This window comes from Phaeobacter sp. (assembly GCF_022825805.1).
Classification (GTDB): domain Bacteria; phylum Pseudomonadota; class Alphaproteobacteria; order Rhodobacterales; family Rhodobacteraceae; genus Phaeobacter.
In genome coordinates this window covers 1-11,883 of the sequence record NZ_JAJDWC010000107.1, presented here as the reverse complement: position 1 = coordinate 11,883, position 11,883 = coordinate 1, and the positions used below count along the sequence as shown (strand labels likewise).

12 protein-coding genes are annotated in these 11,883 nt (G+C 59.2%); 3 read left to right on the top strand and 9 right to left on the bottom strand.

Annotated features, from left to right (window positions below; all coding sequences use genetic code 11):
• Positions 1-3 precede the first annotated feature (3 nt).
• Both Q0C28_RS12140 and Q0C28_RS12135 read left to right on the top strand, forming a co-directional pair.
• On the top strand, positions 4-972 hold the full coding sequence (locus Q0C28_RS12140) for a M23 family metallopeptidase (RefSeq protein WP_293576134.1): 969 nt from the start codon (positions 4-6) through the stop codon (positions 970-972).
• Between the two features lie 198 nt (positions 973-1,170).
• Complete coding sequence (locus tag Q0C28_RS12135; protein ID WP_293576132.1) at positions 1,171-1,731, top strand: DUF2087 domain-containing protein; 561 nt, start codon at positions 1,171-1,173, stop codon at positions 1,729-1,731.
• Between the two features lie 19 nt (positions 1,732-1,750).
• Here the strand turns inward: Q0C28_RS12135 and Q0C28_RS12130 are convergent, their stop codons facing one another.
• From Q0C28_RS12130 to hisC, 6 genes are all read right to left on the bottom strand, one after another.
• Positions 1,751-3,718, bottom strand: coding sequence for a peptidoglycan -binding protein (locus tag Q0C28_RS12130; RefSeq protein ID WP_293576131.1), 1,968 nt, complete (start codon positions 3,716-3,718; stop codon positions 1,751-1,753).
• Between the two features lie 3 nt (positions 3,719-3,721).
• Positions 3,722-4,903, bottom strand: coding sequence for a biopolymer transporter ExbB (locus Q0C28_RS12125; RefSeq protein WP_293576129.1), 1,182 nt, complete (start codon positions 4,901-4,903; stop codon positions 3,722-3,724).
• A gap of 76 nt (positions 4,904-4,979) precedes the next feature.
• The gene (locus Q0C28_RS12120; protein ID WP_293576127.1) at positions 4,980-5,510 is read right to left on the bottom strand and encodes a gamma-glutamylcyclotransferase; all 531 of its coding nucleotides are present in this window, start codon (positions 5,508-5,510) and stop codon (positions 4,980-4,982) included.
• 102 nt (positions 5,511-5,612) lie between these two features.
• Positions 5,613-6,383, bottom strand: a complete 771-nt coding sequence (locus Q0C28_RS12115) for an extensin family protein (protein WP_293576125.1) — start codon at positions 6,381-6,383, stop codon at positions 5,613-5,615.
• Positions 6,380-7,300: a prephenate/arogenate dehydrogenase family protein gene (locus tag Q0C28_RS12110; protein WP_293576123.1), complete on the bottom strand. Its 921-nt coding sequence runs from the start codon at positions 7,298-7,300 to the stop codon at positions 6,380-6,382. The genes Q0C28_RS12115 and Q0C28_RS12110 overlap by 4 nt, the downstream gene beginning before the upstream one ends.
• Positions 7,297-8,382: a histidinol-phosphate transaminase gene (gene hisC / locus Q0C28_RS12105; RefSeq protein ID WP_293576121.1), complete on the bottom strand. Its 1,086-nt coding sequence runs from the start codon at positions 8,380-8,382 to the stop codon at positions 7,297-7,299. Before hisC ends, Q0C28_RS12110 begins: the two co-directional genes overlap by 4 nt.
• Positions 8,383-8,536: 154 nt before the next feature.
• Between hisC and Q0C28_RS12100 the strand changes: the two genes are divergently transcribed.
• Positions 8,537-8,998 carry an Lrp/AsnC family transcriptional regulator gene (locus Q0C28_RS12100; protein ID WP_293576120.1) on the top strand — a complete coding sequence of 154 codons (462 nt, stop codon included), beginning with the start codon at positions 8,537-8,539 and terminating at the stop codon, positions 8,996-8,998.
• 25 nt (positions 8,999-9,023) lie between these two features.
• Here the strand turns inward: Q0C28_RS12100 and Q0C28_RS12095 are convergent, their stop codons facing one another.
• The 3 genes from Q0C28_RS12095 to Q0C28_RS12085 form a co-directional block, all read right to left on the bottom strand.
• On the bottom strand, positions 9,024-9,611 hold the full coding sequence (locus tag Q0C28_RS12095) for a PA14 domain-containing protein (protein ID WP_293576118.1): 588 nt from the start codon (positions 9,609-9,611) through the stop codon (positions 9,024-9,026).
• A 178-nt stretch (positions 9,612-9,789) separates the two neighbouring features.
• The gene (gene rpsD, locus Q0C28_RS12090) at positions 9,790-10,410 is read right to left on the bottom strand and encodes a 30S ribosomal protein S4 (protein WP_293576116.1); all 621 of its coding nucleotides are present in this window, start codon (positions 10,408-10,410) and stop codon (positions 9,790-9,792) included.
• Positions 10,411-10,619: 209 nt separating this feature from the next.
• A complete protein-coding gene (locus Q0C28_RS12085) occupies positions 10,620-11,729 on the bottom strand; it encodes a Hint domain-containing protein (protein WP_293576114.1) in 1,110 nt (369 codons plus the stop codon).
• Positions 11,730-11,883: the final 154 nt, after the last annotated feature.

Here is an 11,883-nt window from a genome sequence, read left to right as displayed (position 1 = left end):
TCCATGCGGCTCTGGCCAATCGGATTGATTTTCTCGCTCGCCGCACCTGTTGCGGCGAGCGATCTTGTTTTGGACTGGCCGGTTGACTGCACTTTGGGCAGCGACTGCCACATCCAGCAATATGTCGATCATGATCCTTCCCCCGCGACGCGGGATTTCACCTGCAACGGACTGACGTATGACGGCCATAAGGGCACGGATATCGCCCTGCCCTCTCTCGCGGAGATGCGATCAGGCGTCTCAGTGCTGGCAGCAGCAGGTGGGGTCGTGGCAGGCGCCCGTGACAGCATGGCAGACCAATACGCCACTGGCGAAAACGCGGCCGCTGTCCGGGGCCGGGAATGCGGCAATGGGGTGCTCATCCGCCATGACGGAGGGTGGGAAACCCAATATTGTCATATGCGGCGCGGCTCCATCGCAGTGTCCCAGGGCGACAGGGTAGAACCTGGCACGATCCTTGGGCAGGTCGGCCTGTCTGGCAATACAGAGTTTCCGCATCTCCACCTGACTGTGCGCCACAACGGCAAGACAATCGACCCGTTCATCCCGAGCATGACCGCTGATTGCCGAACCGCGCCTGACGCCGACGCTTTGTGGCGGGACGACATTCCATATGAACCCGGCGGCTTCATTGCGTCAGGGTTTTCTGACCATGTCCCGAAGTTCGCCACCATCAAAGAGGGAACCGCTGATCAAGCGCCGCTGCCTGCGGGCGCAAGTGCGCTGGTCTATTGGGCCTATGCCTTCGGCAGCCGGACCGGCGATCGGCTGCAACTGGACATCACCGGGCCAAATGGCCCCGTGCTGCAACAGGAAGATCAGCTGGAGAAACCACAGGCGCAATTGTTTCGCGCAGCCGGACGCCGCATCCGCGGTGTAGGCCTGCAACCAGGATTGTATCAGGCCACCGCAACACTGATCCGCGCAGGCAAAATTATCGATACAGCGCAGCGATCCATGCTGGTGGAGTGATGCCTTATCTTTGCCCCTTCCCCTTGCGGGCAGGCCATGTCTTTCATAGGCTCAGCCTACGGTCGGCAGTCACCGAGGCGTCGCTGCTCCTACGGGAGAGCTAAACCTGCCAAGGCACAAAAACGCAAATCTCCCAATGGGGCGCGTATCGTCAAGACAGCGACCACCGATCCGGCAAACGCCCATGTGGATACTTGCATGACCAGACTGACTTTACCGTTGCACATCGAAGATGTGTCACGATTTTCCAAAACCCTTGCCGAGCAATTAGGCCAGCAAAGCCCCGGCCATTTGCGATTGCTGAACATGATTGCCCGCGCTGCGGGCTTTCAAAACCATCAGCACCTGCGCGCGCACCAGACGGCAGCGCAGATACCGCAACCAGACCATCAGCGACATATCCCCAAAGCCCCGGTTGATGAACGTCTCGTTCAAAGGACACTGGCGCAATTCGACGCAGAGGGACAGTTGCGCCAATGGCCATCCCGCCGTGCGGTTCAAACCCTGGCTCTATTTGCGCTGTGGTCACAGGTTCCGGCCCGAACACCTTTGTCGGAGGCGCAGCTCAACGAAATCCTGGACGGATCTCACCGGTTTGGCGATCCCGCCACACTGCGCCGCACCATGATTGGATGTGGTCTGTTGCAACGCGAACGCGATGGCAGTGTTTATGAACGGATTGAGCAGGCTCCTCCGGCGGAGGCATGCCGGCTGATCTCACTCCTCAAACTGCGGCATGCCGCGCAGGTTGCGCCGTAAGGGGCGTCATCGGCGGGAGTCATCGTTCGGTGAACTTCAACTCAATGCGTCGGTTTTGGGCACGGGCCTCGGCGGTCTGTGCCCGATCCACCGGCTGATACTCCCCAAACCCGTTGGCGGACAAACGCGCGGGCGGGATACCCAGCTGCTCCACCATAAAGCGCACAACCGACAAGGCGCGCCCTTGGCTGAGCTCCCAATTGTCGGCAAACCGTGGGTGCGCGCCCAGTGGAGTGTCATCGGTGTGACCGTCGACACGGATGATCCAGTTGATTTCGGGAGGAATGGCTGCAGCAACGGTCTGCAGAATGCGGGCCACTTTGGCAATTTCCGTTTCACCCTCGAGCGACAGGTCGGCACTGGCCGGGGCAAACAGCACTTCTGAGGCAAAGACAAAACGATCCCCTTCGATCCGCACGCCTTCTTGATTTCCCAGCACATCGCGCAGGCGGCCAAAAAACTCTGACCGGTATTGCTCCAGATCTGCTGCGCGATCGGACAAGGCAGCAGTTTCGGCCTCAAGGCGTTTGCGTTCTTCTTCCTCAAGGCGCCGACGACGACGTTCTTCTGCAGCTGCCCGGGCCAAGGCCGCATTCAGATCACGTCCGAGGTTTTGAACCTGAACGGATTGGGCTGCGTCTCGCGCTTCGTAATCATCAAGGATCGCCTGCAATCCACCCAATTGGTCCCGCAAAGCCGCGATCTGCTGGTTCAACAATGCCGCCTCTCGCTGGGCTTTGGCGGAGATCTGTTGTTCCTGCGCCAGCGTTTCGCGCGCCTGCGCCAGAAGCGCCGCACGCTGGGCTGCCAAATCGGTTTGTTCCGCCGCCGCCGCGGCAGCGTCATCACCTTCGCTCAAAGCGGCCAGAAGACGTTGTTGCAGCAGTTCTTTGTCGGCGGCCGCAGCCGTTGCCAGTTCTAGCTGGGCCAGGGCTGCGAGCAGCTTCTGCTCTGTTTCCGCCTGCTCCGCTTGGGCTGCTGCGACTTCGCCCTCTGCTGCGTCCTTTCCGGCCTGCAGCTCGGTCAGATCTTCTGACAGGGCAGCAATCCGTTCATCGGCACTGCGCTGCGCCAGATCCAGCTGCGCCAGAACGCGGCTCAGCCGCTCGGCGAGCGCATCGCGATCTTTGGTTGCGGCATTTGCGGCCTCAAGGTCGGAAAGCACCTGCGACAACCGGGTCTCCAACTGTGCCTTTGCAGTGTCTGCTGCCGCCAAGAGTGTGAGCGTGTTCTCAGCCTCCTTGCGCTGTTGTTCCAGCGCCAGTGTCATGGCAGTGAGTTCTGCATCGGCGTCCGTCAAACGGCGGCGCAGCAGATCAGCTGCGGCGGCTTCTGCGAGCCGATCTGCCTCTGCCTGGCTCAACTGCTCCTGCAGTCCCTGCAGCTCGAAGGCTTGGCGGTCTTTGTCTGTTTCCAACTCCGCCACCAGCGCCTCGAGCGCTTCACGGCGGGCCGCCGCCAGCCGCGCCGCTTCGGCCTGCGCATCAATTTCATCCCGCGTGGCTGCAAGAGCATGGTTGAGGGAGTCACGCTCTCCTTCGAGGACTGCGCGATCCGCCTGCAATTGGTCGCGTTCTGCGGACAGCGACTGGATCTGCTGGTCGGCCAGTTGCTGTCGCCGCAGCAATGCTGCAACCTGGCTTTCGAATTCATCAATCCGCTGAGCCGATGCAGCAAGGGCATCCTGCGTCTCTTCAAGTGCGCCTTGCGTTGTGCCCAAGGTCGCGCTGAGGGCACCCAGTCGCGCTTCGAGCTGGCGATTGTCGCGTTCCTCTAGCCCTAGAGCATCAGCAAGGGCGCTGACCTCCGCGGCAAGCTCATCAAGCTGATTTTCCTGACCCGAGATGGTTTCCCGCAGCACGAATTGCACAACCATGAAAATGGTCAGCAGAAACATCAAAACAAGCAGAAGACCGGTCATCGCATCCACGAACCCCGGCCAGATGGACGCCTGAAACCGTTGTCCTGTGCGACGCGAAAGAGCCATTGCTTAGTCCTCGCCACCGCTGCGGGGCGTGCGACCAAGTCCTTGCGGGCGGGCAAAGGCCTTTACCAGGAGATCAATATCTTTGCGCAATTCCGACAGGCTTTCTTGTCGCCCGGCAGAAATCTCTTCGAGTATGCGCAGCATTTGCACATCGATTGATCGCAGCCGCATACGGCTTTCCGCGTCCAGACCGCTGTCACCGTGGGCACGCATCAATTCGGTCAGGGCCTCCTGGCCCACAGCAACGCGTTCAAGGGCCCGGTTTGTGTTCTCCCCATCGGCTTGGCGTTGGTTCATATCAGTAATGCTGTCGACCAAGGCTGACAGTTTTTGGTCCACCTGATTGCTTGCTTCTGTGGATTGCACAAACAGGTCCTGCAGCGTCTCCATCTGCTGGCTCATCGTGTCGAGCACGGACACCATGGCACCGGACTCGCCGCCGCCGCCCTCTTCGGAAGACAGGCTGACACGGGTGAAGGACGACAGCCATTCTTCCAGCTCGCGGTAGAACCGGTTCTGCCCGTGTCCCGCGAACAACTCCAGCAGGCCGACAATCAACGAGCCCGCGAGCCCCAGCAAGGAGGATGCAAAGGCCACGCCCATGCCGCCCAGCTGCGCCTCCAAGCCGGTCATCAAACGGTTGAAAACTGCGATGCCTTCTTCGCCTTCCTGTGGGGCCAGACTGCGGATCGTGTCGACGACCGCTGGCACCGTTGTGGCCAGGCCATAGAACGTGCCCAGAAGACCCAGAAAAATCAGAAGGTTGACGATGTATCGCGTGATTTCGCGTTCTTCGTCGATGCGCGTCGCAACGGAGTCCAGAATGGAGCGTGTCGAGGATGACCCCAACTGCATGCGCGCCCCGCGTGACCGCAGCAAAGAGGCCAAGGGAGCAAGCATCGACGGTGGGCGATCATCTGCCCGTGTCACACCGCCTGCGAACCCTTCGATCCAGCGGACCGAGCCGATCAGCTGAATGACCTGCCAGAAACAGGCCAGCACACCAAAAACGAACACCAGCAGAATGAAGCCGTTGAGCCAGGGGTTCGCTTCGAACACCGGCAAAACCCGCGGCAAGGCAACAAAGGCACCAAACCCTGACAGGCCCAACGCAATCAGCATCATAATGATCTGGCGGACCGGCTGGGAAAACTGCGGCCTGCTGTCACGATCTGCCTGCGCCATGTTCTGCGGCTCCTGAAGGTTTTATCGGTCCTCAACAACCGGAGACTATAGGCAAAACCTCAGAAGCGCCAAGGCTTTATGCTGTCAGATCGCGGACTCTGCGCGCCAGCCAGTCCAAATCGGCATCTGCCAGACCGATCTCGGCCAAATGTGCAGCAGTGTTGTAAAGATATTCCGGATTGGGGCCCCGGCCGCCGATTGCACCTGCGATGATCTGGGCCTGTTCCTCCAGGCTGATGCCGCCACAATACTGGTCATGATCGGGATCGATAACGTAGGTGACAGCGGTCACCGTCTCGCCTGTGTTTAGCGTGATCGCAAGGTTGCGTTCGACATAGGCCGAAGAAATCAGCTCGCGCTCCCGCAGCCCCTCCAGGGTCTGTGCCTCATGCCCCGCTTCGACGGCCAGGCACAATCCGCTGCAACGGGCGCCCGCCACCTCGTCCAAGGCCAGAACCAAACCCGGTTTTTCAACACTGCCGCGGTGATGAATCGATTTCATGCAGAACGAACGTGCATAGCCAGCCAATTCTGCCGTTTCGCTACGCGCGACTGGGAAGCCAGGATTCCACAGCAGGGATCCATATCCAAACACCCACATGGTCATTAAAGCTGTTTCATCCTTTTGCCTGACGTTCCCATGCCCGCCTGTGTCGGGCCGGTTTCTTGGTTGCGATCAATGTAGGTTGGTGTTTTGCCCACTGACGCGTCATCTGCAATAGGGTCCGCCGCGGTGGCGGGCAACATCAAGATGGAAATGATCCTGGTGATATCGATCCGCATTCGGCCCCAATACGGTGCCAAAGGGACCGCAGGCTTTTTTCCAAATTCGCCGCATCGCTTTGCGTGTCTTGCGAGCGCCCCAGCCTTCGCTGACCGTAATCACCCGACCGCTCTCAAGCACAAAACCGGAGATGTCGATGGCCTTGGCCCGGCCGTGTTCCGATAGTTTGGCGCCAGGGCGGTTGTTGCGGGTCCGGCAGGCGTAGTGAGCGGCGACCCGAAGAGACACAACCTTGTCACGGCGGCCGAAGGCTTTGATGACATCACGTTCGACCCAGGTCTTCAGCGCTTTGGCAGTTTCGCATGTCATCAAAGATTGCTGCGAAAGCCCGACACCGGCAACGGATTGCACCCGCACTGCATCAGATGCACCACATCCATTCAGATGACCGGCGATGGCGCCTGCGGCCTCTCCCTGAATGTCGATATCCCCGCACACAGACGTTTTGCGGCGTTTGCGTTTGCCAAATAAAACCGGCTGCGGCTGAACTGTCCTGAGTGCCGGATGCGTCCCGCCAGAGAGCATAGTCTGCGGCATCACACTCTGCGGCAGAACGGCGACTTTGATATCGACGGGTCCGGCGACTTCATGGGCCTTGCTGGGACCTGCAACAGCCATCCCACCGACCGCCAATCCGATGGATAAAATCCAACGAAGGGCTGTGCGGCGCAGCATGTTCTGGCGGTTGGGCGTCATGGCTTTCCACCGCGGCCAAAGTCGGGCGCGGCGGTGTCTTGACCTGCTTCGATGATCCCACGGCGGATGGCCCGCGTGCGGGTGAAGTAATCAAACAGATGATCACCATCGCCAGTCCGGATCGCCCGCTGCAGCGCAAACAGCTCCTCTGTGAAGCGGCCAAGGATCTCCAGTGTCGCGTCTTTGTTGGTCAAAAACACGTCGCGCCACATGGTCGGATCAGAGGCGGCAATGCGGGTGAAATCGCGAAATCCGGCAGCGGAGTATTTGATCACTTCACTATCGGTCACCCGCCGCAGATCATCTGCCACGCCAACCATGGTGTAGGCGATCAAATGCGGGGCATGGGAGGTAACGGCCAAAACCAAATCGTGGTGATCGGCGTCCATTTCATCAACATTCGCGCCCATCCCTTCCCAAAGGCGGCGCAGGCGGTCCACGGCATCTGGATCGCTGCCCTCAACCGGGACCAACAGACACCAACGATTGTCGTAGAGTTCTGCAAAGCCTGCTTCCGGTCCGGAATGCTCGGTCCCAGCCAGCGGGTGGGCAGGCACAAAATGGACACCCTCGGGAATATGCGGCTGCACAGCCTCGATCACATGACGCTTGACAGAGCCCACGTCGGAAACCGTGGCGCCTGGCTGCAGCACCGGCGCGATTTCTTCCATCACCGGTCCCATGGCTCCAACCGGAACACACAGAACAACAAGATCCGCACCTTTGACCGCATCCGCGGCGGTGTCGCAGACCCGGTCACACAACGAAATCTGCCGCGCGGTTTCGCGGGTGGCTTCACTACGGGCATAGCCCGTGATTTCCTGCGCCAGGTTACCACGCCGGATCGCATGGGCCATGGAAGACGCAATCAATCCCAATCCGATCAAAGCGATGCGGTTATAGACATGCGTGCTCATGACCGGCTTTCCTTAAACGCTTTGACCGCGTCGGCCAGAGCACGGCAGGAGGCCTCATCTCCGACCGTCATGCGCAATGCTGCAGGCAGTTTATAGCCTGCAACCCGCCGCACAATCAGACCCCGGCTCTGCAAGAAAACATCACAGGCTTCGGCCTCTTCGGGGCTGGCAAATCGCGCGAGAACAAAGTTGGCACAAGATGTGTCCGAGGGCACGCCAAGTTCCGCCAAAGCGTCTGCGAGCCAGCTGCGCCACTTGGCATTTTCGACCCGACAATGGTCTGTATATGCTGTGTCACGCACCGCAGCCTCTGCACCGGCAAGCGCCGTGGACGACAGGTTGAACGGACCGCGGACGCGGTTCAGCACATCAATAATCGGTTTCGGCGCATAGCCCCAACCAACCCTTGCGCCGCCAAGGCCATAAATCTTCGAAAACGTCCGCGTCATGACAACATTGTCGCGGCTGTTGACCAGCGAAGCGCCGGCATCATAGCCTTCGACATATTCGGCATAAGCGCCGTCGATTACCAAAATGGCTGTCTTGGGGATGCCATCGGCAAGGCGGGTCAACTCCGCAGAGCTGATCATCGTACCGGTTGGATTGTTGGGATTGGCCAGGAACACAAGACGGGTCCGCTCGGTGCAACCGGCAATCAGCGCATCCACATCGGTGACACGCTCGCGCTCCGGCACTTCAACGGGGGTTGCGCCAGCAGCGCGTGCACTGATGCGATACATTGCAAATCCGTGTTCGGTAAAGAGCACTTCGTCACCGGGGCCCGCGTAGGCCTGGCACAGGAAGGCGATGATCTCATCGCTGCCTGCACCACAGATGATCTGCGCCATCGGCAGGTTGTAGACCTCGCCAATGGCCTGGCGCAGTGCCGTATGATCCGCGCTTGGATAGCGATGCATGTCGGCAACGGCAGCCTGCATGGCATCAATCGCCATTGGGCTCGGGCCGAGAGGATTTTCATTTGAGGAGAGCTTGGTCACATTGCTCACCCCCTTCACATGGGCAGCCCCACCCTCATAGAGGGCGATGTCCATAATTCCTGGCTGCGGCGCGATGTGGGTCATGGTTGATGCTCCTTAATGCCGCACCGTCATAACCCCACTCACCTCAATGGGAAAGCCGCAAGACAGAGGTTCCGTCTTTGCCGAGACGATATGTCGTGGGCAAAGGCAGAAATCCAACGTTGAACTGTGGCTTTTGCGCCATTTAATGTGACGCATGACCCAGAAACTCGATCAAATCGACCTCAGCCTTCTGCGGGCGCTGCAAAAAGACGGCGGCCTGTCGCAACGTGATCTGGCAGAACAGGTTGGGCTGTCCCAAAACGCCTGCTGGCGCCGCCTGAAAGCCCTCAATGAACGCGGTGTTCTGCAGGGGTCAACAGTGCGGCTGGACCGCAAGCAGCTGGGGCTCGACCTTGTGGTGTTTGTGATGTTGCGGACCCGGCATCATTCCGCAGATTGGCTGCAGACGTTCCGGCGCCATGTGCTCACGATTCCGGAGGTTGTTGATTTTCACAGGATCGGGGGTGACTACGACTATCAGCTTAAGGTCGTGACCGAAGATATGGCGAGCTATGACAAAGTATACCAGCGACTGATTTCAGGCGTTGAGCTGGACAGTGTAACGTCCTACTTCGCCATGGAATCAATCGCAGAGGGTCGAGCCCTGCCGCTGTGACCTGCCGCAGAGCCCTGACAAAGGATCAGTTTCGCCCAAATGCGCTGTCTGCCATCCACGTCGGTCTGCTGCCCTTAGGGGCCATACGCATGTGCAAGCAAGATGTGTTCAGGCGCTGAAAATAGAGAATTTGCAGATCGTACCATCCGGCGACGGGCACCTCGACCTCTTCGGCAAATGTACTGTCACAGGGCTGACGACCATCGAATTTGCCAACCACCTGACCGCCAATGACCGCTCGCATGCCATCATTGGTCAAAAAATCGATCGTGTAGGTTCCGGGCGCATCGAATTTCACATAGCCACGAATATCTGCTGCAACCTGCTCCGCGCGTTTTGACGTCAGCGCGTTTTCCCCAATCGCTGTGTCCCTGTAATCCAACCCGGTGAGCGGCGGGCCCGCTTCTGACCCGGCTTCCAATGCCTTCGCTGCAGCGCGCAGTGTTTTGACCTCTTTGGGATAAGCGTAGCGCACGGATAAGCCAGGCTTTAGGCCTGTGGGCTGTGGATTTGCAGGCTGCAGCGTCAATGACCCTGAAACACCCATCGTCGCAGTCACCGACAGGCTGATGGCCGCCGCCGCTGTCAGCGACAAAACGCGGAAAAATGACATATGTTTACCTTCCTGATGTCCGCCTCTGAACGGGCGTGTCCGGTTAGAATAGGTGGGGGACAGGCCAGATGACAAATGGAAAGTCAGAGCAATAACAAAAGTGAACGGCGCGCAGATCACGCGACAACGAAAAAGGGCCGCCAAATGGCGACCCTTCCGTCTGGCAAAATCGCGAGACTTAGTTCTTGGCGTAGAATTCGACGACCAGGTTTGGCTCCATGACCACAGGATATGGCACATCGGCCAGGCCTGGTGCGCGCACGAAAGTCGCGGTCATTTTGGAGTGGTCGGCGTCGATGTAGTCAGGGACGTCACGCTCGGCCAACTGAACGGCTTCCAGCAGTGCGGTCATCTGCTTGGACTTCTCGCGAACCTCAATAACGTCGCCTTCTTTGACGCGGTAGGATGGGATGTTCACACGCTTGCCGTTCACCAGGACGTGGCCGTGGTTCACGAACTGACGAGCCGCGAAGACGGTCGGAACGAATTTGGCGCGATACACAACCGCGTCCAGACGACGCTCCAGCAGACCGATCAGGTTTTCACCGGTGTCGCCCTTGACCCGCTCAGCTTCGCCATAGATGCGGCGGAACTGCTTCTCGGTCAGGTCACCGTAATAGCCTTTCAGCTTCTGCTTGGCGCGCAGCTGGATACCGAAGTCGGACAGTTTTCCCTTGCGGCGCTGGCCGTGCTGGCCGGGGCCATATTCACGACGGTTCACTGGGGACTTCGGACGACCCCAGATGTTTTCGCCCATACGGCGGTCAATTTTGTACTTGGCAGACGTGCGTTTGGTCACGGCTGATCTCCTTCGTTTGGAACACTGCCCAAGGGGCAGCTATGAAGGGCGTTGTCCTCTTGCAATTTGCATGACAGGAATCCCCTTGCGGGGGCCACCAACACCAATGAAGCGCCGATATACCCGAGCGTTCACGGGTGTCAACACCGTTTTCAGATCCAGCGCTCAAGACCAATGGATAACGGACATCCACAAACAACGCTGCACGGTCATGCTGCGAATTTGAACAGCTCGGCCTCTGCGCGGGCCAGCCTGCGACGCACGCTTGTCCCGTAACGCTGCGGATCGGCCAGTACCCCAGGACAAACACGGTCCAGGCTTTCTTGATCCTGTGCAGGCAGGCAAGCCAAGGCATCTGTTTCTGGCAGAAAACTCTCCGTTGGAACGGAGTTCGCCCAAATCACCTCATGCTGTGGCAACAGCAACTGCACATAGGTTACATCGCAGACGGACAAATCCACGCGTATGTCTGCGACCCCAAGCAAATCCACGGCCTTCACAAACACCTCTGGCGCATTGAACAGACAAGCGACCTGCTCCCCCTTGACCAATATGCGCTGGTCCGGTGACAGCAGCAACTGCCCGTCAGGCTGACCGCTGCCCAAAGCACCGGATGGGACCAGGATGGGGCGCAGGCCCGGCTCGGCAAACAATCGCGCACCACTGACCCGCTGATGGGCCACCCATGTTACCTGTTGCGCACTGCTATCGCGGGTTGTCACCCAGTCCCCTGGCTGCAGCTCTTCGACCAATCGGGTGCCATCCGGCGTCGCAACAGATGTGCCCGCAGCCAGACCGGAACGTCGCCCCATACGACGCCGTCGACTGTATGGTTGTGAAAGCTCCCAAGCCCCATCCGTGACCGGTAGCGCGGTTTTCACCACCCAAAGATCGCGCGCCCGCGGTGGCACATCATCGACAAAGACCAAGATGGGGCCCGCTCCGCTCTCCACAGGGATCACAAACACCGTGTAATTCGCAATGCCATCCGAAACGACAAAATATGCATCGCGCAACAGGCGCTCGTCATGCGCATCGCGCGGCGCGCCACCACGAGGCCTCAGTGCCCCCTTTGGCCGATCCTCCCGGACCATACCCATGACCCGGTTTGCACCAAGGGCTGCACGATGGCGAAAATCAGCTGCTGCTGCATAGGGTTGCAGGTTCATGACAGTGGTCGGACCATCCAAACGACGCAAGTCGCCTGTCCAGCGCCAGCAGGCACCGGGGACGACAGCGGCGAGCGATGCGCCCCAGCGGCCATCCACTTCCGCCTGTCCCCCTGCAATCGCATAGGTGCCCTTTAGTCCTGAGATCATCGTGATGCCTGCTATGTAAGTGCCGGATGTAATCTCCCCAAAAGGGGCGTTTGAAATTTCCCCAGTTGGTAGCGTCCTGGGCGATTTTTGAACCTTAAATATTCAAAAATCGAACGGGGCGCGGGCCGTTAAGCTCGAAGCTCAAGAAGAAGGA

What these genes read in the sequence shown, in the direction of transcription:
- Q0C28_RS12110 (WP_293576123.1), bottom strand. Translation starts at nt 7,300, where the DNA reads ATGAGCACGCATGTCTATAACCGCATCGCTTTGATCGGATTGGGATTG.
- Q0C28_RS12085 (WP_293576114.1), bottom strand. Translation starts at nt 11,729, where the DNA reads ATGATCTCAGGACTAAAGGGCACCTATGCGATTGCAGGGGGACAGGCG.
- hisC (WP_293576121.1), bottom strand. Translation starts at nt 8,382, where the DNA reads ATGACCCACATCGCGCCGCAGCCAGGAATTATGGACATCGCCCTCTAT.
- Q0C28_RS12095 (WP_293576118.1), bottom strand. Translation starts at nt 9,611, where the DNA reads ATGTCATTTTTCCGCGTTTTGTCGCTGACAGCGGCGGCGGCCATCAGC.
- Q0C28_RS12135 (WP_293576132.1), top strand. Translation starts at nt 1,171, where the DNA reads ATGACCAGACTGACTTTACCGTTGCACATCGAAGATGTGTCACGATTT.
- Q0C28_RS12120 (WP_293576127.1), bottom strand. Translation starts at nt 5,510, where the DNA reads ATGACCATGTGGGTGTTTGGATATGGATCCCTGCTGTGGAATCCTGGC.
- Q0C28_RS12130 (WP_293576131.1), bottom strand. Translation starts at nt 3,718, where the DNA reads ATGGCTCTTTCGCGTCGCACAGGACAACGGTTTCAGGCGTCCATCTGG.
- Q0C28_RS12100 (WP_293576120.1), top strand. Translation starts at nt 8,537, where the DNA reads ATGACCCAGAAACTCGATCAAATCGACCTCAGCCTTCTGCGGGCGCTG.
- Q0C28_RS12140 (WP_293576134.1), top strand. Translation starts at nt 4, where the DNA reads ATGCGGCTCTGGCCAATCGGATTGATTTTCTCGCTCGCCGCACCTGTT.
- Q0C28_RS12125 (WP_293576129.1), bottom strand. Translation starts at nt 4,903, where the DNA reads ATGGCGCAGGCAGATCGTGACAGCAGGCCGCAGTTTTCCCAGCCGGTC.
- Q0C28_RS12115 (WP_293576125.1), bottom strand. Translation starts at nt 6,383, where the DNA reads ATGACGCCCAACCGCCAGAACATGCTGCGCCGCACAGCCCTTCGTTGG.